Here is a 25,859-nt window from a genome sequence, read left to right as displayed (position 1 = left end):
ATCGTCGTCCGAACCGTTGCCTGCCCGTTACCTGCAGCCGCGTATGATAGAGAAACTGTCGCGCTGACTCTCGGGGGGTGAATCGTGACCGACCTCGCTGCCGCACCCGGTGCCGCCGATTCCACGGCGAGCACCGAGGTCCTGCCGCCGATCGACGGCGAGCGCCCCATGGAGTGGGCGCCGCGTGAGCCTGCGCCCAAGAAGCACCGCACAGGCCTCTGGGTCGGCCTCGGCGTCGGAGCACTGCTGGTGTCCGCCGCTGCCGCGTCGATGATCCTCATCGCACCGGGCACGACGATCGCCGGCGTGGCCGTCGGCGGACTCACACCGGCCGCCGCCGCGGAGGCCGTCGAGAACCACCTCGCAGGCACGCAGATCTCCCTCACCGATGCGGGCGCCGACGTCGTCGTCAGCGCCTCGGAGCTCGGTGCATCCATCGACGCGAAGGCGCTCGCCGACACCGCGTTCGCGGAGCATCCGATGTGGAACCTGGGGGCATGGCTGCCCGAGCCCATCGCAGGCGACATCGTCCTCGACCCCGAGGTCGCCCATGACACGCTGCGCGGCCTCGTGCCGAGCGCCTATGAGGACGCCATCGACGCAGGCGTCGCGTTCGACGCCGACAGCAGCACCTATACGACGACCCCGGCCGTCGCGGGCACCGGTGTCGACCTCGACGCGCTGACGGGCGCGATCAGCGGTGCGCTCGCCGACGGCGCCCAGGCCGTGAGCTACTCCTCCGCCCCCGCCGAGGCTCCGGCCGCGATCAGCGACGCGGATGCGACAGCGGTAGCCGATCAGCTCAACGGCATGTTGAAGACCATCGGCTTCTACGTCGGCGACGAGCGGACCGTGCCGGTGAAGCCGGCTGTCGCCGCCACGTGGATCGACGTCGTCGACACCGACGGACAGCTCGAGATCATTGCCGACGCCACGAACATCCAGAAGACGGTCGACAAGCTCGCCGGTCGCGTCGATCGTGAGCCGGTCGACGCCAAGGCGATCGTCAACGGGAACGGCACCGTGCTGCAGGAACTGACGGCAGGCGTCACGGGGCGCACGCTCGGCGACACCAGCACCCTCGCGGCCGACTTCGCCACCAGGCTCGAGGCGGGCGAAGCCATCCAGCCGATCGAGGTCGACGAGGTCGCCTTCAAGGAGCAGACGCTGCTGCGTCAGATCGACGTGAATCTCTCGTCTCAGGTCGTCAGCGCCATCGAGAACGGCGTCGTCGTCGACTCGTGGAGCGTCTCGTCGGGCACGGACGGGTACAACACCCACACCGGGACATACGCCGTGGGGTGGAAGACCTCGAGCCAGAACATGGGCAACCGCGATCTCACCGAGGCGCCGTACTACTTCCAGCCCGACGTGAAGTGGGTCATGTACTTCAATGGCGACCAGGCGCTGCACGGCGTGTACTGGCACGCCAACTGGGGCACCCCGATGAGCCACGGCTGCGTCGGCATGCCGGAGTGGCGTGCGCAGTGGCTCTACAACTGGACGCCGGAAGGCGTCAGCGTCAACGTCCACTACTGACACCGGGTCACGACGGGCGCGACGCCCGCACAGACACCACGCCCAGACACGAAGAAGGCCGGATGCTCGAAGCATCCGGCCTTCTTCGTGTCTGCGGATCAGAGACCGTCGATGATCCCGTTCAGGGTCTGCGACGGACGCATGACCTCTGCGACCTTGGCCGCATCGGGGCGGTAGTAGCCGCCGATGTCCACGGGGTGGCCCTGTGCACCGTTGAGCTCCGCGACGATCTCCTGCTCCTTGGCGGTCAGGCTCTCGGCGATCGGGGCGAACGCTGCAGCGAGCTCGGCGTCCTTGGTCTGCTTCGCCAGTTCCTGCGCCCAGTACAGGCCCAGGTAGAAGTGGCTGCCGCGGTTGTCGATCGTGCCGAGCTTGCGTCCCGGCGAGCGGTCCTCCTCGAGGAAGGTGCCGGTGGCGGCATCCAGCGTCTCGGCGAGCACGCGGGCCTTCTCGTTGCCGGTGCAGTCGGCGAAGTGCTCGAGCGACGCGGCGAGGGCGAAGAACTCCCCGAGCGAGTCCCAGCGCAGGTAGTTCTCCTCGACGAGCTGCTGCACGTGCTTCGGAGCAGAGCCACCGGCGCCCGTCTCGAACAGTCCGCCGCCGGCGAGCAGCGGCACGATCGAGAGCATCTTCGCCGACGTGCCGACCTCGAGGATCGGGAACAGGTCGGTGAGGTAGTCGCGCAGCACGTTGCCGGTGACCGAGATGGTGTCGAGGCCGTGGCGCATGCGAGCCAGCGTGTAGCGCGTGGCCTCCTCGGGGGCGAGGATCGAGATCTGAGCGCCCGTGGTGTCGAGGGTCGCGAGAGCCTGGTGCACCTTGGCGATCAGCTGGGCGTCGTGCGCGCGGTTCAGGTCGAGCCAGAACACGGCGGGAGCGCCGGTGGCCTGGGCGCGGGTGACCGCGAGCTTCACCCAGTCCATGACGGGGATGTGCTTGGTCTGGGTCGCGCGCCAGATGTCGCCGGACCCGACCTGGTGCTCGATGACGACCGTTCCGTCGCCGTCGACGATCTCGACGACACCCGCCGAGGCGATCTCGAAGGTCTTGTCGTGGCTGCCGTACTCCTCGGCGGCCTGCGCCATGAGGCCCACGTTGGGGACGGTGCCGATCGTGGCGGGGTTGAGCGGGCCGTTCGCGATGACGTCATCGATCACGGCCTGGTAGACCCCGGCGTACGAGGAGTCGGGGATGACGGCGAGCGTGTCGTCCTCTCCCCCGTCGACGCCCCACAGCTTGCCGCCGTTGCGGACGAGCGCCGGCATCGAGGCATCCACGATGACGTCTGAGGGCACGTGCAGGTTCGTGATGCCCTTGTCGGAGTTGACGTACGACAGGCGGGGGCCGGCCGCGATGGTCTTCTCGAAGTCGGCGATGATCTCGGCACCGCCGTCGATCTTCGCAAGGCCGGTGAGGATCGACCCGAGGCCGTCGTTGGCGCTGAGGCCTGCGGCGGCGAGCTGGTCGCCGAAGCGCGAGAACACGTCGGCGAAGAACGCCTTGACGACGTGCCCGAAGATGATCGGGTCGGAGACCTTCATCATCGTGGCCTTGAGGTGCACCGAGTACAGCACGTCGTCGTTCTTCGCGGTCTCGAGCGTCTCGGCGAGGAAGGCGTCGAGGGCGGATGCCGACAGGAACGTCGCGTCGACGATCTCGCGCGGCAGCACCTTGAGGTTGTCCTTGAGCACCGTGACCGTGCCGTCCGCGGCCGTGTGACGGATCGTGAGGACGTCGTCGTGGGCTGCGATCCAGCTCTTCTCGTTGTGCTTGAAGTCGTCATGGCCCATGGTGGCCACGCGGGTCTTCGACCCCTCGGCGAACGGCTTGTTCGTGTGCGGGTGCTTCTTGGCGTAGTTCTTCACGGCGAGCGGCGCGCGGCGGTCGCTGTTGCCCTCGCGCAGCACGGGGTTCACGGCGGAGCCCTTGATGCGGTCGTAGCGAGCGCGGATGTCCTTCTCGTCAAGGGATCCGGGCTCGTCCGGGAAGTCGGGGATGTCATAGCCCTGCGCCTGCAGTTCCGCGATGGCGGCCTTCAGCTGCGGGATGGATGCCGAGATGTTCGGCAGCTTGATGATGTTGGCCTCGGGGAGCGTGGCGAGGCCGCCGAGCTCGGCGAGGGCGTCGGACACCTCCTGCTCGGCGCTCAGACGCTGCGGGAAGGCGGCGAGGATGCGGCCGGCGAGCGAGATGTCACGCGTCTCGAGCTCGATGCCCGCCTTGCCGGCGTAGGCCTGGACGATGGGGAGGAGCGATGCGGTGGCGAGAGCCGGTGCCTCGTCCGTGTAGGTGTAGATGATGGCGTCGTCGGTCACCGGAAGATTCTCCGTTCGCGGGTCGAATTTGTCTCGATACCAAGATACCTGAGTGCCTCTGCCCCCGTTCGCGGACTTCTCTCTGCGCGCACCGGCCCGGAGAGGTTACCCTGGGGCTATGACTGAACTGCGCGTGGTCGAACTCTCCGCTGCGACGATCGTCGCCGTGAACAACCTGTCTCTCAAGCCCGGGCAGGAGCAGTACCTCGCCCCGGTCTCCTACGGGATCGCGGCCACCGTCATCAACCCGCAGACCTCATGGCAGCGCGTCGTCCTCGACCGCAACGAGGTCGTCGGATTCGTCAGCGCCAACTTCGATCCAGAGGCGCCGGAGGAGCACTTCCGCTCCGTGCTGTGGCGCATCAACGTCGACGCCGACGACCAGGGTCGCGGCATCGGCCGCTTCGCCGTCGAGGCTCTGATCGACGAGGCGCGGGCGCGCGGCATGAACCACGTCGACGTGATCTATGAGGCAGGCGATGCCGGTCCTGCCGCGTTCTTCGAGCGCGTCGGCTTCACCCAGGTGGGCGAGACGGAGTACGGCGAGGTCATCGCCTCCGTGCAGATCTCGTCCTGACAGCGGCGGCGGGGTCTCGGATCCCCCTCCCCCACCGAGGCCTCGTCGCCCTCGGTGCGCCCGGCGGAGAGCGCCCGTCCTGGTCACTCGTCGCGCTTGGGCTTGCGGCGCGCGGTCCACGCCGCGAGCGCAGAGGCTGCTGCGCCTGCCGCTTTGTCGAGCGCCTCGGCCGATCGGCTGAGCATGTCGTGGGCGCTGCCGGGCCATGCGGCCCCCGCATCCGGGTCCCGGCCGGCCGCGCGCGCCTTCGCGGTGTGCTCGGCGACGTCGAAGGTCCGCTCGAGATCCGCGACGGCATCCCGGTACGCGGAGAACTCGGCGGGCGTCACGCCCGACGGCGATGACGGTCGCAGGTCTCGCGCACGAGAGGCGGCAGCGAGGAAGGCCGCCATCGCCGGCTCCTTGCCGTCGCTCATCGCAGGGTACGCGATCAGCTTCGCGGCATCCGTCTCGTAGTCCATCCAGCGCGCGATGACCGCGTCATGCGCGCCGTTCAGGCGGGCGAGCGGATACCGGTCGGTCTGGGATGCCGACGGCACCTGCGCCTGCTCCACGCCGACGCGGATCCGGCGGGCACGCACGTCGGCGTGCGCCGCCTTCACGTCGTGCTCCGCCTGCTTCAGGGCGCGCCGCGCGCTCGCGACATCGGCGGTCGATGCCCGGGATGCCGTGCGCTCGGCGACCAGACGCGCGTGCTCCGCCCGCGCGACCTTCACGGCACGACGTCGCTCCCCGATCTCGCGCTGCGCGTCGCGGAGATCGCTGCGTGCGGCATCCAGAGCCAGCCGGCGTCCGCTGCGCTTCCGGCCGCGGCGCACTCCGACGGCGGTGACGGCGCCTGCGCCGACCGCGGTCGGGGCGATCCACCACCACTCGGCGGCCAGCATCCACAACGGATCCACGCTTCGATCGTATCGGTCGCTCGGGGGCGCGGAGGGGTCGCAACCGGTCACCTGGACGCGCGCGAAGCGACCACCTGCGACACCTCGCACCCCGGAGCCCACCAGACGCGCCCACGGAGGGGTCACGGACGGTCACCCGAACGCGCGTGAAGCGACCACCTGCGACGCCTCCCGCCCCGGAGCGATCCGAGGCGGGACGGCGCCGTCAGACCAGCGTCTCCTGCCAGGCCGCGTGCAGCTGCGCGAACTTGCCCGTGCCGCCGATGAGCGCGGCGGGGGTGTCGTCCTCGATGATCTCGCCGTGCTCCATGACGAGCACCCGGTCGGCGATCGCGACCGTGGACAGGCGGTGGGCGATGATGATCGCCGTGCGGTCCTTGAGCAGAGTCTGCAGAGCGTCCTGGATGAGCCGCTCCGACGGGATGTCGAGCGACGCGGTCGCCTCGTCGAGGATGAGCACGGCAGGGTCTGCGAGGAACGCGCGTGCGAACGAGATCAGCTGACGCTGCCCCGCCGACACGCGTCCGCCGCGCTTGTTCACGTCGGAGTTGTAGCCGTCCGGCAGTGCCGAGATGAACTCGTCCGCCCCGACGGCGCGGGCCGCCGCGCGGATCTCGTCGAGCGTGGCATCGGGCTTCCCGAGCGCGATGTTGTCGGCGACCGTTCCGCTGAACAGGTACGCCTCCTGCGTGACCATGACGATCGCGCGGCGCAGGTCCTTCGGATGCAGCGACCGCAGGTCGACGCCGTCGAGCGTGACGCGTCCCAGCGAGGGGTCGTAGAACCGCGAGATGAGCTTCGCGAGCGTCGACTTCCCGGCACCCGTCGTGCCCACCAGCGCGATCGTCTGCCCCGCGGGGATATCGAGCGAGAAGTTCGGCAGGATCGTCTTCTCTCCCGAGTACCCGAACGTGACCTCGTCGAAGCGCACATGCCCGCGCGACTCCCACAGGTCGACCGGCTCGGCCGGGTCGGGGACGGTCGGCTGCTCCTCGAGCACACCCGAGACCTTCTCGAGCGCTGCGGTGGCCGACTGGTACGAGTTCAGGAACATCGCGATCTCCTGCATGGGCGCGAAGAAGTTGCGCACGTACAGGACGGCCGACAGCAGCACGCCGACCGTGAGCGCACCATCGGCGACGCGGATGCCGCCCCACAGCACGACAAGACCCAGCGTCAGCGCGGCGACCCCCATGAGACCCGGCTCGAACGTGCCGAACAGGAGCATCGATCGACGGTTGACGTCGCGGTACTCGCCGGCGACCTTCTGGAAGGCGACGTCGTTGCGCGGCTCCTTGCGGAACGCCTTCACGGCGCGGATGCCGGTCATGGTCTCGACGAACTGCACGATGACCTTCGCGCTGATCACTCGCGACTCGCGGAACACGACCTGCGACCGCGAGTAGAACCAGCGCATGAGCAGGAACAGCGGGATGCCGGCGAGAAGCAGGATCACGCCCGACTCCCAGTCCCACACGATCAGCGCGATGAACGTGAACGCACCGAACAGCACACCCGAGACGAGGTTGTTCAGGCCCCCGTCCAGGAGTTCGCGGATGGAGTCGAGGTCGCTCGTCTGACGGGAGATGATACGGCCAGACGTGTACGTCTCGTGGAACTCGAGGCTCAGCCGCTGCGTGTGCAGGAAGATGCGCTTGCGCAGATCGATCAGCACCGCTTGGGTGATGCGCGCGGCGACGACGACGTACCAGCCGATGAGGGCGGCGGCCGCAGCGCCGGCGAACAGGTAGACAAAGCCGACGAGGAACGCCGGCATCCAGTTCGCGTGGTCGAGAACCTGCGGCAGCGCCTTGTCGAGCCCGATGCTGATGAGGATGGGGCCCGCGACCTGCAGCGCCGTGGAGACGACGAGCACGATCGCGGCGAGCACGATCTGCGCCTTCAACGGCGAGACGAGCGAGCCGAGCAGCCGCAGAGAGCGCTGGCGGATCGCCCTGCTCTCCTCGCGGGTGTAGTTCGAGCGGTCTTCGCCCGCTGTTCCGGTGAGTGCCGCGCTCATGCCTGCACCTCCTCTTCCTCGGTGTGCGTATCCTCGAGATCCTGGTCGGTGATGACCGGGATCGCCCCGGTGCGGGCCGCCTCCTCCGCCTCGAGGCTGGAGATGACGTGCCGGTAGTGAGCGCTCGTCCGCAGCAGCTCGGAGTGGGTGCCGACCGCGGTGACGCGTCCGCTCTCGAGCAGCGCGACCCGGTCGGCGAGTGCCACGGTCGACGGGCGGTGCGCCACGATCATCGCCGTGGTGTCGGCGAGCACGTGCCGCAGGGCCTCTTCGACCAGTGCCTCGGTGTCGACGTCGAGGGCCGAGAGCGGGTCGTCGAGCACGAGCACCTTGGGCTTCGCGGCGACGGCGCGGGCGAGAGCGAGGCGCTGACGCTGTCCACCGGACAGGCTCAGTCCCTCTTCGCCGATCACGGTCTCCACGCCGTCGGGCAGCTGGTCGACGAACCCGGCCTGGGCGACGTCGAGCGCCTCGCGCAGGACGCGCTCGCCCTCCTCGCTGTGGATGTCGAGCTCCGCACGCCCGAGGAGCACGTTCTCGCGGACGGATGCCGAGAAGAGCGTCGCGTCCTCGAACGCCATCGCGATGTGCTGGCGCAGTTCGACGAGCGAGAGGTCTCGCACATCGACGCCGTCGAGCGTCACACGTCCACCGGTGACGTCGTACAGGCGCGTGGGCAGGGTGGTGAGCGTCGTCTTGCCGCTGCCGGTGAGCCCGACCAGTGCCATGGTCTCACCGGGGCGCAGCACGAGATCGATGCCGTCGAGCAGGTCGCGCTCGGCGGAACCGGCATCCTGGTACCGGAAGTGCGCGCCCTCGAAGGCGAGCTCGCCGCGCGGCTCCGCGATCGTGACAGGGCTTTCCGGATCGGTGATCGTGTTCGTCTCGGAGAAGATGTCGAATACGCGATCGGTCGCGGTACGGGCATCCAGCATGAACGAGAACAGGAACCCGATCGACTCGATCGGCCAGCGCAGCACGGTCGCCATCGCGAAGAAGGCGAACAGCTCCGGCAGCTCGATCGCGCCCTGCGCGATGAGCCAGATGCCGGAGAGCAGGCTCAGGCCGAAGGCGATCTGCGGCATGAGATCGAGCCAGAACCAGATCGACCCGATCGCGCGCGCCTTGCTCAGTTCCGTCGAGCGCAGCGACTCGGCCTGCTTGCTGAAGCGGGTCAGCGCGTGCTTGCCGCGGCCGAAGGCCTTGAGCACGCGGATGCCGTGCACGCTCTCCTCGACGCTGGTCGCGAGGTCGCCGGCCTGATCCTGGCTCTGCCGGGCGAGGATGCCGTAGCGCTTCTCGAACAGGTAGCCCTGGATCCACAGCGGGATGGCGGTGACGATGAAGATCGTTCCGAGCAGCCAGTGCCAGCGGAACAGCAGCACCGAGCCGATGATGATCGTCAGGACGTTGACGACGAGCAGGATGAGGCCGAAGGCCAGCCATCGGCGGATGAGGCCGATGTCCTGCATCATGCGGCTCAGCAGCTGCCCGGACTGCCAGCGGTCGTGGAACGCGACGGGCAGGGTCTGCAGACGTGCGTACAGCTGCGTGCGCATCCGGTATTCGACCTCGGTCGAGGGCTTGAGGATGAACCAGCGCCGCAGCCACACCATCGCCGCCTCGCCGATTCCGAGCGCGAGCACGACCGCGGCACCGCCGACGATGATCGCGATGCTCGCGGAGGTGTCGAGACCCCGGACGATCTGTTCGAGGACGATGGGGACCATCAGGGCGATGACGGCGGCGGCGAGCGCGCTCGCAGCGCCTCCGACGAATCGCCAGACGACGGGCTTGACGAAGGGTGCGAGGCGCCAGAGGGCCCGGGAGGTGGACAGCGAGGACGAACGTGCAGACGATGACGACGAGGAAGACATGACTCTCAGACGAGGTGCGGAACGAAACGGGAGCGTGTGACGGGCGGCGCGAGCGCTGCTCCCGGGGATGCGGTGAGCGGGCGGCTGATCAGCCGCGCGGAAGCCGCATCGTGTGACCACGAGTGGTCGAGCCGGGAGCGGCGATCTGCGTGACAGCGATCGAAATCATGATGTCCTCCTCAGGCTCGAAGCTCCGCACCGGTCGGCGCGACAGCCCTCCAGCCTATTCCTGTGAACCGGCTGGAGGCAAGCGTTGTTCCCGGATTTGTTCGCACCCTGCTCGAAACCGAGCGTCCCCGTTCAGCGGGAGGCGACGGCGCGCTCGCGCGCGAGCAGCGACTCCTTCACGTCGACGCCCCAGGCGAATCCGCCCATGGAGCCGTCGCCGCGCAGCACCCGGTGGCAGGGGACGAACAGGGCGGGTGCGTTGCGGGCGCAGACGGATGCCGCGGCCCGCACCGCGCCCGGATTGCCGAGTTCCACGGCGAACTCCGTGTAGGTCAGAGGCTCCCCCGGCGTGATCCGCCGCAGCGCCGCCCAGCCGGTGCGCTGCATGTCGGTGCCGAACTGGTGCACGGCGACGGTGTCGATCGCGGCGATGTCGCCGTCGTAGTACGCGCGGACGGCGACGGCGGCATCCGTCTCGCCGTCCCGGATCTCGGCCGGGCGGTTCTTCTCGGCCAGGCGGGCGACGATCTCGTCGCGGTCGGCCGTCCACCCCGAGGAGAGCACGCGCTGCTCGCCGGTGTCGGGCGAGACGTCAGCGAGGATCGTGAACGGGCCGTCGGCGGTGTCGATGGTCTGGATGAGAGCGGTCATGAGAGCTCCTTGTCTGCGGTCTTCGTGCTTCGTTTCTTCGTGCTTCGTTTCGTCATGCGGGGCGGCATGGCCGCCCAGAGGTGGGCGCTCAGGTAGCTGCGCCACGGCGCCGTGCGCTCGGCCCACGCGGTGAGCGCTGCCGGTTCCGCCGGGATGCCGGCGGCCGCGGCCCCCGACCGGATCGCGACGTCGCCGGGGAGGATGATGTCGGGGTCGCCGAGGACCCGCATCCGCACGTAGTCGGCTGTCCACGGCCCGATTCCCGGCATCGCCAGCAGCGCGGCGCGCTGGGCCCCGCTGTCGTCGCCGACCGTGAGCGCCAGTGTGCCGTCGGCGAGCGCAGCCGCAGCCCCGGTGACGGCCCTGATCCGTGCGGCGGGTCCGCGCAGCACCTCGGCGCCGCGTTCGGCGATGGCCGTCATCGTCGGGAACAGCAGGCCGCCGTCCGCGGTCTCCTCACCCAGCGCGACGGTGAGCGCGGTCAGCGCGGTGCGGGCGGCCGCGACCGTGATCTGCTGGCCGATCATGGCGCGGATGAGCATCTCGTGCGGGTCGGCGGCGCCGGGGACGCGGATGCCGGGGATCCTGCCGACCAGGGGTGCGACAAGCGGATGCTCCGACAGGGCGGCGTCGACCGCGACGGGGTCGGCGTCCAGGTCGAAGATGCGGCGCGCCGTGGCCACGAGAGGGGCGAGATCGCCGAGATGGGTCACCCGGGCGCGGAGGCGGAGCGTGCCGGCGGCATCCTGGCGGACCTCGAACCACGCCGGCCCGCCGGGCATCCGCAGGTGGCGGGAGAAGGAGTCAGCGGTGGCGACCTCGACGCCCGGAACCGCGCGGGCCGCCATCCACGCGAAAATGCCGGCGGCGTCCATCGGCTCGCGATGCGGAAGCAGCAGATCGATCTCGCCCGGGACCAGCGCGGTGTCGCCGCCTGCGCCGAGAGGCTGGCGCCGCTTGGCCCGCAGCTCGGTCGGCGTCAGGCCGAACACCTCGCGGATCGTGTCGCCCGCCTGGCGGATGCTCGCGAACCCCGCCGAGAACGCGATGTCCGCGATCGGCAGGTCGGTTCCGACGAGCAGCATCCGCGCATTGTGGGCGCGGTGCGCCCGGGCGAGCGCCAGAGGGCCGGCGCCGAGCTCGGCGGTCAGCAGCCGGGTGAGGTGACGGCTGGAGTACCCGAGGCGTGCGGCGAGGCCGGATACGCCCTCCCGCTCGACCACGCCGTCGGCGATGAGCCGCATGGCGCGTGCGGCGGCATCCCCCCGCACGTCCCAGGCCGGCGACCCGGGTGCCGCCTCGGGCAGACACCGTTTGCACGCGCGGAACCCCGCCTCGTGCGCCGCAGCGCTCGTCGGATAGAAGCTGACATTCTCGCGCTTGGGCGTGCGGGCGGGGCACGAGGGTCGGCAGTAGATCCCTGTGGAGTGCACGGCCGTCACGAACTGCCCGTCGAAGCGGGTGTCGCGCGCGTCGATCGCGCGGTACCGCTCGTCGAACGACATGATCGGGAAGCTCATGCCTCCACTCTGACACGTCCGAAACCCGCAGGTGCGCGGAAATCGGACATCACAGTCAGTGGAAGAAGTGGCGCTCCCCGGTGAAGAACATCGTGGCTCCTGCGGCCTTCGCAGCCGCGATGACCTCGTCGTCGCGCACCGAGCCGCCGGGCTGGATGATCGTCGAGATGCCGGCGTCCAGCAGCACCTGCGGGCCGTCCGCGAACGGGAAGAAGGCGTCGGATGCCGCGACCGACCCCGCGGCGCGGTCCCCCGCCCGCTCCACCGCGAGGCGGCAGGAGTCGACGCGGTTGACCTGGCCCATGCCGATGCCGACCGTGGCGTTGCCCTTGGCGAGCACGATCGCGTTGGACTTCACGGCGCGGCACGCCTTCCACGCGAAGATCATGTTCTCCATCTCGGCCTCGTCCGGCTGCTCGCCCGTGACGAGCTGCCAGTCCTTGGCGACCGACTGGATGTCGTCGGGGAAGCGGTCGGCATCCTGCAGCAGCAGGCCGCCGGAGACCAGGCGGACGTCCATGCGCTCCTGCTGCCAGTCGTCGGGCAGCTGCAGCAGCCGCAGGTTCTTCTTCGCCTTGAAGACCTCGAGGGCCGCCGGCTCGAAGGACGGCGCCACGATGACCTCGGTGAAGATGTCCTTGAGGTTCTCGGCCATCTTCAGAGTCACCGTGCCGTTGGTGGCGATGACGCCGCCGTAGGCGGACACCGGGTCGCACTCGTGAGCGCGCAGGTGTGCGCTGGCGATCGGGTCGAGGGCGTTCGGCGCCGTGGTCGCGATGCCGCACGGGTTGGCGTGCTTCACGATCGCGACGGCCGGCAGGATCATGTCGAACGCGGCGCGCAGGGCGGCATCCGCGTCGACGTAGTTGTTGTACGACATCTCCTTGCCCTGCAGCTGCACGGCCTGGGCGATGCCGTGGCCGCCGACGCGGGTGTAGATCGCCCCGCGCTGGTGGGAGTTCTCGCCGTAGCGGAGCGTCGCCAGGCGCTCGGCCTTGATCGTCAGGTGCTCGGGCAGCTCCTCGCCGCCCTCGTTGAGGGTGCCCTCCGCGAACCATGCGGCGACGGCCGTGTCGTACGAGGAGGTGTGCGCGAACGCTCGAGCCGCGAGCTCGCGGCGCTGCGTGAGCGTCGTTCCGCCGGACTGGATCGACTCGATGATGGCCGGGTACGACTCGGGCGAGACGACGATCGCGACGTTGGCGTGGTTCTTCGCCGAGGCGCGCACCATCGCGGGCCCGCCGATGTCGATCTGCTCCACGACGTCGTCGCCGGTCGCGCCGGACTGCACGGTCTCGACGAACGGGTAGAGGTTCACGACCACGAGCTCGAACGGCGAGATGCCGAGTTCGGCGAGCTGGCGCTCGTGGTCCTCGAGGCGCAGGTCGGCGAGCAGGCCGCCGTGGATGCTGGGGTGCAGGGTCTTCACGCGCCCGTCGAGCATCTCGGCGACACCCGTGACCGCGGCGACGTCGGTGACGTCGTAACCCGCTTCGCGGATGGTCGCGGCCGTTGAACCGGTGGAGACGATCTCGACGCTGGCCTCGGCGAGGGCCGCCGCGAGCACGAGCAGATCGGTCTTGTCGCTGACCGAGACGAGCGCCCGCTTGATCGGGACGATGTCGCGGTCGCGGTACAGGGACTTGTCGTGGCTCGGGCCGGCCATGGATGATCTCCTTCGTGCAGGGGCGTACGGGTTCGGTCAGTGGGTGAGCGCGAGGTCGCCGGTGGCGATCCGGCGCACGACGTCGATCAGCAGGCGCCGTTCGACGGGCTTGATGCGCTCATGCAGGGTCTCCTCGGTGTCTCCCGGCTGCACGGGGATGCGCTCCTGGGCGAGGATCGGACCGGAATCGACGCCGTCGTCGACCACGATGACGCTCGCCCCGGTCTGCGCGACGCCGGCGGTGAGCGCGTCGCGCACACCGTGCGCACCGGGGAACTCCGGAAGGTACGCGGGGTGCGTGTTGATGATGCGCGGCGCGTAGCGGGCGACGAGCGAGGCGGGCAGCAGGCGCATCAGCCCGCTGAGCACGACGAGGTCGGGCCGGTGCTCGTCGAGGCGATCGCCGAGCGCCTCGCCCCACGCGTCGCGGCTCTCGAACGACCGGTACGGCACCGTGAAGCTCGGGATGCCGAAGTCCGCGGCGTGCGCGAGACCCTCGGCGTCGCGATCGGCACCGACCGCGACGATCCGCGCGGGGAAGTCGGGGTGACGAGCCGCTTCGAGGAGGGCGCGGAGGTTGGAGCCGGTGCCGGAGATGAGGACGGCGACCGTGAGCACCCGGCCAGTCTAGCGGGGCGCCGGAGTGCTCCCGTCCCCGAAGAAGCCGTGGTCGTCGAGGGGCTGGGTGTCGCCCTCCGACAACTCCTCGACCACCGTGGGGCGCGGGGCGGGATCCACCGTCGGCGAGGATCCCATCTCGGCGACCCAGCGGTCCGTGCGCTCTTCGGCGAGCTCGTCGCGGTGCCGCGGGGCGAGCAGCATGATCGCCCCGCCCACGAGGACCTCGGCGCCGACGGCGAGCGCGGTCCAGCCGGGATGCGGTCCGAGGTGCGCCATGCGGCCGGGGCCGATCGACCCGGACGTCAGCACCGCGGCCAGAGCGATGACTCCGGCGCTCGCGAGGGCGATGCCGCCCGCGATCCCGGCGCGCGCAGACAGCTCGATCGCAGAGCCCTGCCAGACGAGCCGCGACCGGACGACCCACCCGGCGAACGCGCCTGCGCCGATGGGGAGGAGGATGACGATCAGCATCCAGATCGAGCTGTTCTCAGGCAGCAGCCCGAGGATCGGGATGCCGGGGACGACGCCGAGCTCGGTTCCGGCCGGCGACACCGCCGTTCCGGAGCCGACGGCGAAGCCGGGCCCGGCGATCCACGCGAGCGCCCAGACCAGGAGCGTCGGCAGGTAGGCGAGGTGCCCGAGCGTCAGGACGGTCGCACCGGTGGCATCCACTCGGGCCGCCTCGAACAGCGCCACCATCTCGCCGCCGCGCAGCGCGACCATGAACGCCACGGCGAGCCCGGCGACACCCGCGAGCGCGACGACCACGACGGCCGTGCCGCGCACGACCTCGCCGGGGACGACGCTCCACGAGCCCCAGCCGTCCACACGGTCGTGGATGCGGTCCACGAGACCGCCGTCCCCCTCGCGCCAGGCGTGGCTGACCGCCCCGGCGATCGCGCCGATCCCGTACACCGCCGTCGGCAGCAGGATCGCCGGCCACAGCGGCACGCTCGCGATCTCGCTGCGCGCCGTCAGCGCGACGGCGACGGCGATCACCGCGAACGCGAGGGTGCCGAAGACGACGCCCAGGCCCCAGGCGCCGGATCGCGCGGCGCGGATGCCGGAGCGCCCCGCGAACAGCATCGTGAAGACGAGGAACGCCAGCGGTGTGACCGAGAGGGCGAAGCGCGCGGCATCCGGCGCGATGCCGACAGCCGAGACCACGTCGTCCGGCAGAGCGATCTCGATCGGAGCCCCGTGGCCGAACTGCCAGAGGGTCCCCACGGCCGGCCACAGACCTCCCCAGTCGGCCGTCGCACCGAACGCGAGCGTCCACAGCAGGGTAAGGGGTGCGAGCAGCACGGCGAGGCCGACGGCCGCCGCGATGGCAGCGTCGACCGCGGCGAGGATCGCGACGAGGAGGCGTTGCATGTCTCAACGAGACTACGACGAGAACCTGACGGTCTCGCGCGGGCGCGCGCGAGGGCGCGGACACGATATCGTTCCCGAGGAGGTTCCCGATGACAACTGCCCCCTCGTCCGCTCCCGATCAGACCGCCGAACCGAAGAACGCGCTGGACCGCTTCTTCGAGATCACCCGGCGCGGCTCGACGATCGGCTCCGAAGTCCGTGGCGGCATCGTCACCTTCGTCACGATGGCCTACATCGTGATTCTCAACCCGATCATCCTCACCGGCGCTGCCGACGTCGACGGCAACACCCTGAGCTTCCCCGCGGTCGGAGCCGCGACGGCGCTGACGGCCGGTGTGATGACGATCCTGTTCGGCCTTATCACCCGGTTGCCGTTCGCCTTCGCCGCGGGCCTGGGCATCAACGCGTTCCTCGCCTTCTCCGTCGTCGGCCAGGTCACCTGGGCCGAGGCGATGGCGCTGGTGATGATCAACGGCGCCGTGATCGTGCTGCTGGCCGCGACGGGCCTGCGGAAGATGATCTTCGACGCCGTGCCGTTCCAGCTGAAGATCGCGATCACCGTCGGCATCGGCCTGTTCATCGCGTTCATCGGCTTCGTGAACTCCGGCTTCGTCACGGCCACCGGCAGCGCGTCCCCGCCCGTCGGCCTCGGCCTGGACGGGTCCGTCGCGACCGTGCCGACCCTGCTGTTCGTCGTGACGCTGATCGTCACCGGCATCCTCGTCGCCCGCAAGGTCAAGGGCGGCCTCCTCATCGGTCTCGTGACCGGCACCGTGCTGGCCGTGATCGCCGAGGCGATCTGGCACTTCGGGCCGCAGTTCGCCGATGACGGCACGTTCAACGCCGGCGGCTGGAGCCTGACCGTCCCCGCACTGACCGGCACACCGGTGAGCCTGCCCGACCTGAGCCTCGTCGGCGCCGTGGACTTCGGGTTCGACTTCGGCAAGGTCAGCGTCGTCGCGCTCATCATGATCGTGTTCACCCTCGTCTTCTCGAACTTCTTCGATGCCATGGGCACCATGACCGGGCTCGCCAAGGAAGCCGGGCTCGCCGATGAGAAGGGCGACTTCCCCCGCATCAAGTCGGCGCTGATCGTCGAGGGCATCGGCGCCATCGCCGGTGGTTCGACGTCGTCGTCGTCGAACACGGTGTTCATCGAGTCGGGCGCGGGCATCGGCGAAGGCGCGAGGACGGGCCTGGCCAATGTCGTCACCGGCGTGATGTTCCTCCTGGCGATGTTCCTGACGCCGCTGACCTCGATCGTCCCGACCGAGATCGCCGCGGCGGCCCTCGTGATCGTGGGCGCGATGATGATGGCGCAGATCAAGCACATCGATCTGACCGACTTCGGCGTGCTGCTGCCGGTGTTCCTCACCGTCACCGTGATGCCGTTGACCTACTCGATCGCGAACGGCATCGGCGCGGGCTTCGTGAGCTGGGTACTCGTGCAGGCGGTCGCGGGCAAGGCCAAGACCGTCCACCCGCTGCTGTGGATCGTCGCCGCCGGCTTCGTCCTGTTCTTCGCCCGCGGACCCATCGAGGCTGCGTTCGGCGTCGCCTGACCTCAGCATCGGTGCGGGCGCGCACGCCCGCAGAAAAAGGTAACGAAAAGGTCTCGACGCCAGGGTGATGCTCTGCCAGGATGCAGAGCATGAGCCGTCGCCGACGACGCCTGTGGGCCGCAGCATCCGCAGGCGTCGTCGCATGGGCGGCCGCGACCGCGCTGGCAGGTCCCCCGGCCGGAGCGCTGGGCCACGCACCATCGCGGGCCATCGCACTCGCGGCCTCCACGGCGGATGCCCCGACGCTCGCCGAGCTCGACATGGTGATCCTCCGCCCCCTGACGGTCCTCCGCAGCCCCGGCGAGACGGGCGCGATCATCGCGCACCGGGGCGACTCCCTGGCCGCGCCCGAGAACACCATGCCGGCGTTCATCTCGTCGATCGCCGGAGGCGCGGACTATCTGGAGCTGGACATCCGGCTCTCGAAGGACGGCATCCCTGTCGTCATCCACGACCGCACGGTCGATCGGACGACCGACGGCACCGGCGTCGTGGCCGAGATGACGCTGGACGCCATGCGCGCCCTGGATGCCGGCTCCTGGCTGTCGGACTCGTTCGCGAACACCCGGATCCCCACCCTCGACGACGTGCTCTCGCTCACGCGGGGCAAGGACATCCGCGTCGTGGTCGAGTACAAGGGCACCTGGAGCAAGGACGCCGTCAGGATGACCGTCGACATGATCGAAGCGGCGGGTCTGGCTGACACGGCGCTCGTGCAGAGCTTCAGCGAGAAGACCGTCGCCCGCATCGCCGCCGTCGCTCCCCGGCTGAGCCTCGCGCTGCTGACCGACGACCTGGACGCGTCGACGATCGCCACGGCGGCATCGCTCGGTGCGCACGCCGTGAACCCGCGCGCCGCGACCGCGCGAGGCGTCGAGCTCGCCCATCGGGCCGGACTCGGGGTCTTCGTGTGGACGCAGGATGACCGTGCGCAGTGGGAGGAGCTCACCGCCATGGGCGTGGACGGCATCATCACGAACCGCCCCGACGCCCTGCACGACTGGGTGCAGGAACGAGCGAAGGCCCCGGGGTGGAGCCCGGGGCCTTCAGGTCAAGCGTAGCTCAGATCAGAGCGCCTCGACGTCCTTCGACGCGTCGCTGCGCTCCTTGCTCAGGAGCCAGTGCGCGATCGCTTCGCGATCAGAGGCCTTCCACAATGGCGCGCATGAGGTCTGCGGTCTCGGACGGGGTCTTCCCGACCTTGACGCCGGCGGCCTCGAGGGCCTCCTTCTTCGCCTGGGCGGTGCCGGCCGAGCCGGAGACGATGGCGCCGGCGTGGCCCATGGTCTTGCCCTCGGGAGCGGTGAAGCCCGCGACGTAGCCGACGACCGGCTTGGTGACATGCGCCTTGATGTAGTCGGCCGCACGCTCCTCGGCGTCGCCGCCGATCTCGCCGATCATGACGATCGCCTTGGTCTCGGGGTCGGCCTCGAACGCCGCGAGGGCGTCGATGTGCGTGGTGCCGATGACCGGGTCGCCGCCGATGCCGATGGCGGTCGAGAAGCCCAGGTCGCGCAGCTCGAACATCATCTGGTAGGTCAGGGTCCCCGACTTGGAGACGAGTCCGATCGGGCCCTTGCCGGTGATGTTCGCCGGGGTGATGCCGACGAGCGCCTCGTCCGGCGTGATGATGCCGGGGCAGTTCGGGCCGATGATGCGGGTCTTGTTGCCCTTGCTCTTCGCGTAGGCCCATGCCTCGGCGGAGTCGCCGACCGGCACGCCCTCGGTGATGACGACGAGCAGCGGGATCTCGGCGTCGATGGCCTCGATCATGGCGGACTTGGTGAACGCACCGGGCACGAACGCGATCGACACGTCGGCGCCGGTCTCCTTCATCGCCTCTTCGACCGAGCCGAAGACGGGCAGCTCGACGGGGTTGCCGTCCTTGTCGGTGTGCGAGACCGTGGTGCCGGCCTTGCGGGCGTTGACGCCGCCGACGACCTGGGTGCCGGCCTTGAGCATGAGGGCGGTGTGCTTGGTGCCCTCGCCGCCGGTGATGCCCTGGACGATGACCTTGGAATCCTTGTTCAGGAAGATCGACATTTCTTCTTGTTCCTTTTCTCAGATCTCAGGCGGTCAGGCGTTCGCCAGCTCGGCGGCCTTGTCGGCGCCCTCGTCCATGGTGGCGGCGAGAGTCACGAGCGGGTGTGCGTACTCGGCGAGGATCGCGCGGCCCTCGTCGACGCGGTTGCCGTCGAGGCGGACGACGAGCGGCTTGGAGGCCGCGGAGCCGAGGGTCTCGAGCGCGCCCTTGATGCCGTTGGCGACGGCGTCGCACGCCGTGATGCCGCCGAAGACGTTGACGAAGACCGACTTGACCTGCGGGTCGCCGAGGATGACGTCGAGTCCGTTCGCCATGACCTCTGCGGATGCTCCGCCGCCGATGTCGAGGAAGTTCGCGGGCTTCACCCCGCCGTGGTTCTCACCGGCGTAGGCGACGACGTCGAGCGTCGACATGACGAGCCCTGCGCCGTTGCCGATGATGCCGACCTGGCCGTCGAGCTTGACGTAGTTCAGGCCCGACTTCTTGGCCTTCGCCTCGAGCGGGTCGGCGGCGTCCTTGTCCTCGAGCTCCTCGTGCTCGGGGTGGCGGATCTCGCTGGCGTTCTCGTCGAGCGTGACCTTGCCGTCGAGCGCGATGATCTCGCCGTCCTCGGTGCGGACGAGCGGGTTGACCTCGACGAGCGTGGCGTCCTCGCCCTTGTAGACCTCGTAGAGCTTGACGAAGACGTCGGAGACCTTCTCGACGAGGTCCTCGGGGAACTTCGCCGCACGGGCGATCTCGACGGCCTTCGCCTTGTCGATGCCCGTCAGCGGGTCGACCTCGATGCGGGCGAGCGCCTCGGGGCGCTCGACGGCGAGCTCTTCGATCTCCATGCCGCCCTCGACGCTGCACAGCGACAGGTACGAGCGGTTGGCGCGGTCGAGCAGCACGGAGAAGTAGAACTCCTCGGCGATGCGGGCACCGGCGGCGACCATGACGCGCTTGACGATGTGGCCCTTGATGTCGAGACCGAAGATCGCCTTGGCCGCCTCGTACGCCTCATCGGGGGTCTTGGCGACCTTGACGCCGCCAGCCTTCCCACGACCGCCGGTCTTGACCTGAGCCTTGACGACGACGACGCCGCCGAGCTTCTCGGCTGCCGCTTTCACCTCCTCGGGGGTGTCCGCGACGATGCCGGCGAGGACCGGCACTCCGTACTTCTCGAAAACGTCTCGTGCCTGGTACTCGTACAGATCCACTGTGCTTCCTTCACTGGGCTGCGGGCGGAAAGTCTCTCGATGTCGAGATAACGACCAGGAACAAAGCTTACTACTCCCGCCTGAACGCCTCCGCCGACGGCTGACCGGTTCACCCGGCGTTAGGCTTCTCGCTATGCATGAGTCCGCAGAAATGCGCACCGGCGTCGTCGCCGCCGCGCTCGACCTGTTCCAGGCGCAGGGGTTCGACCAGACCTCGGTCGAGCAGATCGCCAAGGCGGCGGGGGTCTCGCGGTCGACGTTCTTCCGTCAGTTCGGCGGCAAGGAGGACGTCGTCTTCGCCGACCACGAGGTGCTGCTGGCCGAGTTGCGCGACTTCCTCGCCGAGGGGCATCCCGACCCCTGGGAGGCCGTCTGCCGAGCATCCCAGCACGTGTTCGACCATTTCGCGCACGATCCCGATCTCGCCCGCCTGCGCTATCAGGTCGTCCGTCAGGTGCCCGCGCTGCGCGAGCGGGAGATCGTGACGGTGTTCCGCTACGAGCGCCTCTTCGACGACTACCTGCGCCGGTCGCTGCCGGGCATCGATCCTTTGGATGCCGTCGGCTTCGCGGCGCTCGTCACGGCCGTGCACAACCACGTGCTGCGCCAGCTGCTGCGCAGCACGAAGCGCGTCGCGCCGTCGGTGCTGCAGTCGGCGCTCGACGACGTCCGTCGCCGGTACGGCGTCCACCAGGACGGCGATCAGGATGCCGCTGACGAGGTCGTCGTGGCCGTCTTCCCCCGCGCCATGCCGATCGCCGAGGTCTCGCGGCGCCTGCAGACGCAGCTGGAGCAGTAGGTCAGTCGCAGCCGCAGCCGCTCAGTCGCAGCCGCAGCCGCCGGAGGGCGTGCGCACCATGAAGCACACGTCGCACACGCCGTAGTCCCGCTCGGCGACCGGCTTCGGCTTGGGCTTCACCGGCGCGGACGAGGCCTGGCGCGGCGTTCTCGTGCTCGTCTTCTTCTTCGGCGCGCCGACCGGCAGGAACTCGCTCGGGTGGACCGCGTACCAGTACGGCGCCCTGCCCTCGCTCGGCTGCAGCCGCAACGGCGCGGAACCGACGACGACCACCTCGTCCTCGGTGAACCCGTTCGTGTACGTGCGACCGATGTGCAGCGACGCGCCGTCGCCGCGGCGGATCGCCTCGATGTACCGGCCTCGATCGATGAACGACGAGATGCCGACGGCATCCACGATCGCCGTGATGAACGCATGGTTGGCCGGGTCGATCCGGTGCGCGCGCAGCGCCTCCGGGAGGTTTCGATACGGTCGGGACGTGCCGGTGGGCGTCGGGCCCTGGATCTCGTTCATCGCTTAACAGGATCGCACGTCCGCACCCCTCGTGCAGGCGGGTGCTGGAAGACTGGACGCATGGCACGGGCGACGATCATCGGCAGCGGACCGAACGGACTCGCAGCCGCCGTCTCGCTGGCGCGTGCCGGGTACGAGGTGCGCGTGCTGGAGGCCGCCGGCACCGCCGGCGGCGGTCTGCGGACCACCGCGTCGACGCTGACCGGGTTCGTGCACGACGTGTGCTCGGCCGTGCACCCCGCGACGATCGCCTCGCCGTTCTTCCGCGCGTTCGGCATCGACCGGCGAGTCGACTGGATCACGCCGGATGCCTCGTACGCGCATCCTCTCGACGACGGCCGTGGGGCCGTCGCCTGGCGCGACATCGAGCGGACCGCATCGGGCCTCGGCCGGGACGGACGGGCGTGGCTCGCGCTGCTGCGCCCGCTGAGCCGCCGCATCGACGGCGTCGTCGACTTCACGGGGAACCAGCTGCTGCGCATTCCGCGGGAACCGGTGACAGCGTTCCGGTACGCGCTGCGGATGCTGGAGCAGGGCACCCCGCTCGCGGAGGCGTCGCTGCGCACTGAGGAGGCCGCCGCGCTGCTCGCCGGCGTGATCGCGCACGCGGCGGCCCCGATGCCGTCGCTGTCCGGCGCCGCCGCGGGGCTCCTCATCGCCGCCGAGGCGCACGCTGACGGGTGGATGTACCCGCGCGGCGGCGCGCAGCGCATCGCCGACGCGCTCATCGCCGATCTGACCGCGCACGGCGGCGTCGTCGAGACCGGTGCGCACATCAGGGACCTCAGAGACCTCGACTGGGGCGACCCGGCGCGCGGCGACGTGCTGCTGCTGAACACCGCGCCGAGGCTGACGCTCACGCATCCCGACATCCCGCCCCCGTACGCTCGGGCCGTGCGCGCCTATCGCTACGGCCCCGCCGCGGCCAAGGTCGACTTCGCGCTGGACGGCCCTGTGCCGTGGGCGAATCCCGAGATCGCGCTCTCCCCCACGGTCCACCTCGGCGGCACGCGGGCCGAGGTGCGGGCGAGCGAGAACGCCGTGGCGACAGGGCGCGTCGCCGATCGGCCGTACGTGCTCGCCGTGCAGCCGTCCGTGCTCGACGACTCGCGCGCCCCGGTCGGCAAGGCCGTACTCTGGGCCTACATCCACGTGCCGCACGGTTCGGACCTGGATGCGACCGAGCTCATCGCCCGCCAGGTCGAGCGGTTCGCACCGGGGTTCCGCGACCTCGTGCTGGCGTCGCACTCGGTGCCGGCATCCGATCGCGACGCGATCAATCCCGCCGAGATCGGAGGCGACGTCCTCGGCGGCGCGTTCACGATCGCGCAGGCGCTGCGCCGGCCCGTCGTGTCGCGGCATCCCTGGCGCACGCCGATGCGCGGCGTGTACCTGGCATCCGCGGCGACGCCGCCAGGGCCGGGGGTAAACGGCATGGCCGGCTGGCACGCCGCGCGCACCGTGCTGGAGGACGCCGGGACGCCCACCACGCTCGCCGACCTGTTCGCATAGCGCCCCGCGGGTCGCGAACGGCGGCCACGCGCGAAGAATGGCCGCCACATGCGCCCCTCGCGCGCAGGCCGCGGGAGCGCGAGGATGGATGCATGCGCTACGAGATCCCCGCACCGATGCTCGCGAAGGCCGCAGCAGCGGTCCCCGATCCGGCGAAGACCGCGGGCGGGATGCTGTTCGAGCCGAAGTGGGACGGCTTCCGGGGTCTGATCGCCTGGGACGGCGAGAGCGTCGAGATCGGCTCGCGCGGCGCCAAGCCGCTCACCCGGTACTTCCCCGAGCTCGTCGACGCCCTCCCGCGGATCCTCCCCGAGCCGTGCCTGCTCGACGGCGAGATCGTCGTCGCGAGCGGCGAACCGGGTTCGCAGCGTCTGGCCTGGGAGGCGCTGAGCCAGCGCATCCACCCCGCGGCATCCCGCATCGCCCTGCTGTCCGAGCAGACCCCGGCGATGTTCATCGCGTTCGATCTGCTCGCCCTCGGCGAGGAGTCGCTGCTGGCCGAGCCGTTCCACCAGCGCCGTGCACGCCTTGAGGAGCTGCTCGCCGGCGCCGAGCATCCGCTGCACCTCACCCGCACGACGACGGACCACGCGACGGCCGTGCGCTGGCTCGACGAGTTCGAGGGCGCCGGGCTCGACGGCGTGATCGCCAAGCCGCTCGATCAGCCGTACGCGCCGGGCAAGCGCACCCTGATCAAGATCAAGCACGCCCGCACCGCGGATGTCGTGGCGCTCGGGTACCGCGTGCACAAGTCGGGGTCCGGTGTCGGCTCGCTGCTCGTCGGGCTCTACGACGGCGACGGCCATCTGCACCAGGTCGGCGGGGTCGCAGCCTGGAGCGACAAGCGCCGGCAGGAACTCCTCGACGAGCTCGCGCCTCTCGTCGAGCGCGACGACGCCGGCGAGGCCGTCACGGGCGAAGGCGAGCGGAGCCGCTTCACCGGCGCGAAGGACGTCTCGTTCGTGCGTCTGCGCCCCGAGCGCGTGCTCGAGGTGCGCTACGACCAGCTCGAGGGCGCGAGGTTCCGGCACACCGTGCAGTTCGAGCGCTGGCGGCCCGACCGCGAGGCGCGCTCCTGCACCTACGACCAGCTCGACACGGTCGCCGGTTACGACCTCGCGGACGTCCTCGCATGATGCGCGGATGGAAGGTCCTGGCTCTGATCCTGACCGTCATCGTCGCCTGCTGCGCGGTCAGCGCGTGGGCGTTCATCGCCTACCTCGGCCCGATCGCGCTCAGCACGGGTGAGATCGGGCCGAGCGATCAGATCGTGCTGCTCTGGCTCGCCATCGGCACCATGATCGCCGGGGTGGTCCTCGGCTTCATGCTCGACTACTCGCCGGTGTGGACCGATCGGCTGCCGATGCTGTCCGACGCCGGGAGCGCGGCATCCCTCGCCGGAGCCTCCCTCGGCTCGTTCGCCACTGCGATCGCTTTCGCCGTCTCCATCCCCGACGCCGTCGTCGTGGCGCTCATCGCGACCGCGATCGGGATCGTCTTCGCCTGGCTCGCGTCGCGGCGCATCCGCGGGGCGGTCCGCGAGGTCCGCGCTCACGATCGGGAGCTCGCCAGGGTCGACGCGCTGCACGCCGGGGGCACGAGGGTGCGGGCCGACGTTGTCGACGTCCGGTTCCACAACACGTGGGTCGGCGGGGATGCTCCGCTGTTCACCGTGACCGCGGAATACGACACGCCCTCGGGCCGCAAGCGCGCCGAGGGGCGGACGATCACCACACCCGAGACCGCTCCGATCGTGGGCGGCACGGTTCTGCTGTGGTTCGCCGGCGACGGGGCCGACGCATCGAACGTCGACATCTGGCGCGATCCCGAGAGCACCGTCGATCCGGACGCGGCCGACGACTACCGGGCGCCCGTCGCCTGAGATCAGTCCCCCACGCTTCGACTCGCGATGCTCGCTCAGTCCCCCACCCGGTTTCCCTCAGAATCCCAGTTCTCGGCGACCCGCTTGCTCGGCTGCACTCGGGGCGGCTCGCCGGGCATCTTCGGGAACTCCGGCGGGAACGACAGCTCCCCCAGCCCGTTCTCGACGTCGCGCTCCCACCAGCCGAGCAGCGCGTCGATGCGGCCCGGCGCATCCTGCATCCGCGCCCAGGGGTCCCCGACGTCGGCCAGTCGCTGCGGGATGCTCCGCACGGTGAACGTCTTCGGGTCGACGTCGTCGAGCTCATCCCACTCGACCGGCGTCGAGACCGTCGCCGTCGGCAGTGCGCGCGGGCTGTACGCCCCGGCCATGGTGCGGTCGCGATTGGCCTGATTGAAGTCGATGAAGATGCGCTCGCCGCGCTCCTCCTTCCACCAGTTCATCGTCACGCGATCGGGCATCCGGCGCTCGAGTTCGCGGCCCGCGGCGATCACGGCGTGCCGCACGTCGAGGAACTCGTGGGTCGGCTCGATCGGGCAGAACACGTGCAGGCCGCGGTTGCCGCTGGTCTTGATGAACGGCTCCAGCGCCGCTTCGCGCAGCACCTCGCGCAGTGCGTGGGCGGCGGTGACGGCATCCGCGAAGTCTGTTCCCGGCTGCGGGTCGAGGTCGATCCGCAGCTCGACGGGGTTGTCCGTGTCGGAGGCGAGGGATGCCCAGGGGTGGAACACGATCGTGTTCATCTGCACGGCCCACACGATCGCACTCGGCCGGTTCAGGACGATCTGCGGATGCCGCCGCCCGCTGTTGTACGTGACGGTGACGGCGTCGACGTAGTCGGGGGTGCCCTTGGGCGGGTTCTTCGAGAAGAACGCCTCGGATGTCGGCGTGACACCGCTGCGGAAGCGCTCGAGCGACACCGGGCGGTGGCCGTTCGCGTTCAGGAAGGGGTCTGCGACGATCTGAACGTACTCGGCGAGTTCGGCCTTCGTGATCCCGCCGTCGGAGCCCGCCGAAGCGTCGGGCCAGATGACCTTGTTCGGGCTGGAGAGGTCGACGTCGCGCTCCCCCTCGGGGTCGGAGACCGTCAGCGTCACACGTTCAGAGGCCATGCTCCG

At 70.0% G+C, this 25,859-nt stretch carries 21 protein-coding genes; 8 read left to right on the top strand and 13 right to left on the bottom strand.

Translation table 11 applies throughout. The features are described 5' to 3' along the window. Positions 1-84 precede the first annotated feature (84 nt). Complete coding sequence (locus AB0269_RS01640; protein ID WP_366209435.1) at positions 85-1,539, top strand: L,D-transpeptidase family protein; 1,455 nt, start codon at positions 85-87, stop codon at positions 1,537-1,539. 98 nt (positions 1,540-1,637) lie between these two features. Here the strand turns inward: AB0269_RS01640 and AB0269_RS01635 are convergent, their stop codons facing one another. Continuing rightward, positions 1,638-3,854 carry an NADP-dependent isocitrate dehydrogenase gene (locus AB0269_RS01635; RefSeq protein ID WP_366209434.1) on the bottom strand — a complete coding sequence of 739 codons (2,217 nt, stop codon included), beginning with the start codon at positions 3,852-3,854 and terminating at the stop codon, positions 1,638-1,640. A gap of 118 nt (positions 3,855-3,972) precedes the next feature. On the opposite strand from AB0269_RS01635, the gene AB0269_RS01630 reads away from it, so the two are divergent. Next, positions 3,973-4,431, top strand: a complete 459-nt coding sequence (locus AB0269_RS01630; protein ID WP_227530608.1) for a GNAT family N-acetyltransferase — start codon at positions 3,973-3,975, stop codon at positions 4,429-4,431. A gap of 83 nt (positions 4,432-4,514) precedes the next feature. On the opposite strand, the gene AB0269_RS01625 is transcribed toward AB0269_RS01630, so the two are convergent. From AB0269_RS01625 to AB0269_RS01590, 8 genes are all read right to left on the bottom strand, one after another. Beyond that, complete coding sequence (locus tag AB0269_RS01625) at positions 4,515-5,333, bottom strand: hypothetical protein (RefSeq protein WP_366209433.1); 819 nt, start codon at positions 5,331-5,333, stop codon at positions 4,515-4,517. A 205-nt stretch (positions 5,334-5,538) separates the two neighbouring features. Further along, on the bottom strand, positions 5,539-7,353 hold the full coding sequence (locus AB0269_RS01620) for an ABC transporter ATP-binding protein (RefSeq protein ID WP_366209432.1): 1,815 nt from the start codon (positions 7,351-7,353) through the stop codon (positions 5,539-5,541). Then, positions 7,350-9,230, bottom strand: coding sequence for an ABC transporter ATP-binding protein (locus tag AB0269_RS01615; protein ID WP_366209431.1), 1,881 nt, complete (start codon positions 9,228-9,230; stop codon positions 7,350-7,352). Before AB0269_RS01615 ends, AB0269_RS01620 begins: the two co-directional genes overlap by 4 nt. 300 nt (positions 9,231-9,530) lie before the next feature. Next, positions 9,531-10,049: a methylated-DNA--[protein]-cysteine S-methyltransferase gene (locus tag AB0269_RS01610; RefSeq protein ID WP_366209430.1), complete on the bottom strand. Its 519-nt coding sequence runs from the start codon at positions 10,047-10,049 to the stop codon at positions 9,531-9,533. Then, the gene (locus tag AB0269_RS01605; RefSeq protein ID WP_366209429.1) at positions 10,046-11,569 is read right to left on the bottom strand and encodes an Ada metal-binding domain-containing protein; all 1,524 of its coding nucleotides are present in this window, start codon (positions 11,567-11,569) and stop codon (positions 10,046-10,048) included. Before AB0269_RS01605 ends, AB0269_RS01610 begins: the two co-directional genes overlap by 4 nt. A 55-nt stretch (positions 11,570-11,624) precedes the next feature. Continuing rightward, a complete protein-coding gene (purH, locus tag AB0269_RS01600; protein WP_366209428.1) occupies positions 11,625-13,235 on the bottom strand; it encodes a bifunctional phosphoribosylaminoimidazolecarboxamide formyltransferase/IMP cyclohydrolase in 1,611 nt (536 codons plus the stop codon). Positions 13,236-13,271: 36 nt separating this feature from the next. Next, a complete protein-coding gene (gene purN / locus AB0269_RS01595) occupies positions 13,272-13,853 on the bottom strand; it encodes a phosphoribosylglycinamide formyltransferase (RefSeq protein WP_366209427.1) in 582 nt (193 codons plus the stop codon). Positions 13,854-13,862: 9 nt separating this feature from the next. Beyond that, positions 13,863-15,230 carry a DUF6350 family protein gene (locus tag AB0269_RS01590; protein ID WP_366209426.1) on the bottom strand — a complete coding sequence of 456 codons (1,368 nt, stop codon included), beginning with the start codon at positions 15,228-15,230 and terminating at the stop codon, positions 13,863-13,865. 89 nt (positions 15,231-15,319) lie between these two features. On the opposite strand from AB0269_RS01590, the gene AB0269_RS01585 reads away from it, so the two are divergent. Both AB0269_RS01585 and AB0269_RS01580 read left to right on the top strand, forming a co-directional pair. Then, on the top strand, positions 15,320-16,792 hold the full coding sequence (locus AB0269_RS01585; protein WP_366209425.1) for an NCS2 family permease: 1,473 nt from the start codon (positions 15,320-15,322) through the stop codon (positions 16,790-16,792). 89 nt (positions 16,793-16,881) lie between these two features. Further along, positions 16,882-17,853: a glycerophosphodiester phosphodiesterase family protein gene (locus tag AB0269_RS01580; RefSeq protein ID WP_366209424.1), complete on the top strand. Its 972-nt coding sequence runs from the start codon at positions 16,882-16,884 to the stop codon at positions 17,851-17,853. 79 nt (positions 17,854-17,932) lie between these two features. On the opposite strand, the gene sucD is transcribed toward AB0269_RS01580, so the two are convergent. Both sucD and sucC read right to left on the bottom strand, forming a co-directional pair. After that, positions 17,933-18,835 (bottom strand): succinate--CoA ligase subunit alpha, encoded by a 903-nt coding sequence (sucD, locus tag AB0269_RS01575; protein WP_366209423.1) that lies wholly within the window; start codon positions 18,833-18,835, stop codon positions 17,933-17,935. Between the two features lie 33 nt (positions 18,836-18,868). Further along, the gene (gene sucC, locus AB0269_RS01570; RefSeq protein ID WP_366209422.1) at positions 18,869-20,035 is read right to left on the bottom strand and encodes an ADP-forming succinate--CoA ligase subunit beta; all 1,167 of its coding nucleotides are present in this window, start codon (positions 20,033-20,035) and stop codon (positions 18,869-18,871) included. 133 nt (positions 20,036-20,168) lie between these two features. Here sucC and AB0269_RS01565 point away from each other — a divergent pair, with 133 nt between their 5' ends. After that, entirely contained in the window at positions 20,169-20,834 is a 666-nt protein-coding gene (locus AB0269_RS01565; RefSeq protein ID WP_366209421.1) for a TetR family transcriptional regulator, read from the top strand. 21 nt (positions 20,835-20,855) lie between these two features. Here AB0269_RS01565 and AB0269_RS01560 read toward each other — a convergent pair whose 3' ends face one another. Next, the gene (locus tag AB0269_RS01560; RefSeq protein WP_366209420.1) at positions 20,856-21,347 is read right to left on the bottom strand and encodes a magnesium transporter; all 492 of its coding nucleotides are present in this window, start codon (positions 21,345-21,347) and stop codon (positions 20,856-20,858) included. A gap of 60 nt (positions 21,348-21,407) precedes the next feature. Here AB0269_RS01560 and AB0269_RS01555 point away from each other — a divergent pair, with 60 nt between their 5' ends. The 3 genes from AB0269_RS01555 to AB0269_RS01545 all read left to right on the top strand — a co-directional run bounded on the left by AB0269_RS01555 (position 21,408) and on the right by AB0269_RS01545 (position 24,741). Then, a complete protein-coding gene (locus AB0269_RS01555; protein WP_366209419.1) occupies positions 21,408-22,859 on the top strand; it encodes an NAD(P)/FAD-dependent oxidoreductase in 1,452 nt (483 codons plus the stop codon). A 92-nt stretch (positions 22,860-22,951) separates the two neighbouring features. Continuing rightward, positions 22,952-23,995, top strand: coding sequence for an ATP-dependent DNA ligase (locus AB0269_RS01550; protein WP_366209418.1), 1,044 nt, complete (start codon positions 22,952-22,954; stop codon positions 23,993-23,995). Further along, positions 23,992-24,741 carry a hypothetical protein gene (locus AB0269_RS01545; RefSeq protein WP_366209417.1) on the top strand — a complete coding sequence of 250 codons (750 nt, stop codon included), beginning with the start codon at positions 23,992-23,994 and terminating at the stop codon, positions 24,739-24,741. The genes AB0269_RS01550 and AB0269_RS01545 overlap by 4 nt, the downstream gene beginning before the upstream one ends. A gap of 35 nt (positions 24,742-24,776) precedes the next feature. On the opposite strand, the gene ligD is transcribed toward AB0269_RS01545, so the two are convergent. Further along, positions 24,777-25,853 carry a non-homologous end-joining DNA ligase gene (gene ligD, locus AB0269_RS01540; protein ID WP_366209416.1) on the bottom strand — a complete coding sequence of 359 codons (1,077 nt, stop codon included), beginning with the start codon at positions 25,851-25,853 and terminating at the stop codon, positions 24,777-24,779. Positions 25,854-25,859 lie beyond the last annotated feature (6 nt).

Origin of the sequence: Microbacterium sp. NPDC077644 (assembly GCF_040702785.1) — a bacterium.
GTDB lineage: Bacteria > Actinomycetota > Actinomycetes > Actinomycetales > Microbacteriaceae > Microbacterium.
The sequence above is the reverse complement of the archived record's forward strand: the minus strand, read 5'-3'. Positions and strand labels throughout refer to the sequence as shown.

What these genes read in the sequence shown, in the direction of transcription:
- AB0269_RS01550 (WP_366209418.1), top strand. Translation starts at nt 22,952, where the DNA reads ATGCGCTACGAGATCCCCGCACCGATGCTCGCGAAGGCCGCAGCAGCG.
- AB0269_RS01565 (WP_366209421.1), top strand. Translation starts at nt 20,169, where the DNA reads ATGCATGAGTCCGCAGAAATGCGCACCGGCGTCGTCGCCGCCGCGCTC.
- ligD (WP_366209416.1), bottom strand. Translation starts at nt 25,853, where the DNA reads ATGGCCTCTGAACGTGTGACGCTGACGGTCTCCGACCCCGAGGGGGAG.
- AB0269_RS01620 (WP_366209432.1), bottom strand. Translation starts at nt 7,353, where the DNA reads ATGAGCGCGGCACTCACCGGAACAGCGGGCGAAGACCGCTCGAACTAC.
- AB0269_RS01545 (WP_366209417.1), top strand. Translation starts at nt 23,992, where the DNA reads ATGATGCGCGGATGGAAGGTCCTGGCTCTGATCCTGACCGTCATCGTC.
- AB0269_RS01590 (WP_366209426.1), bottom strand. Translation starts at nt 15,230, where the DNA reads ATGCAACGCCTCCTCGTCGCGATCCTCGCCGCGGTCGACGCTGCCATC.
- AB0269_RS01615 (WP_366209431.1), bottom strand. Translation starts at nt 9,230, where the DNA reads ATGTCTTCCTCGTCGTCATCGTCTGCACGTTCGTCCTCGCTGTCCACC.
- AB0269_RS01630 (WP_227530608.1), top strand. Translation starts at nt 3,973, where the DNA reads ATGACTGAACTGCGCGTGGTCGAACTCTCCGCTGCGACGATCGTCGCC.
- AB0269_RS01560 (WP_366209420.1), bottom strand. Translation starts at nt 21,347, where the DNA reads ATGAACGAGATCCAGGGCCCGACGCCCACCGGCACGTCCCGACCGTAT.
- AB0269_RS01610 (WP_366209430.1), bottom strand. Translation starts at nt 10,049, where the DNA reads ATGACCGCTCTCATCCAGACCATCGACACCGCCGACGGCCCGTTCACG.
- purH (WP_366209428.1), bottom strand. Translation starts at nt 13,235, where the DNA reads ATGGCCGGCCCGAGCCACGACAAGTCCCTGTACCGCGACCGCGACATC.
- AB0269_RS01605 (WP_366209429.1), bottom strand. Translation starts at nt 11,569, where the DNA reads ATGAGCTTCCCGATCATGTCGTTCGACGAGCGGTACCGCGCGATCGAC.
- sucD (WP_366209423.1), bottom strand. Translation starts at nt 18,835, where the DNA reads ATGTCGATCTTCCTGAACAAGGATTCCAAGGTCATCGTCCAGGGCATC.
- AB0269_RS01580 (WP_366209424.1), top strand. Translation starts at nt 16,882, where the DNA reads ATGAGCCGTCGCCGACGACGCCTGTGGGCCGCAGCATCCGCAGGCGTC.
- AB0269_RS01555 (WP_366209419.1), top strand. Translation starts at nt 21,408, where the DNA reads ATGGCACGGGCGACGATCATCGGCAGCGGACCGAACGGACTCGCAGCC.
- AB0269_RS01585 (WP_366209425.1), top strand. Translation starts at nt 15,320, where the DNA reads ATGACAACTGCCCCCTCGTCCGCTCCCGATCAGACCGCCGAACCGAAG.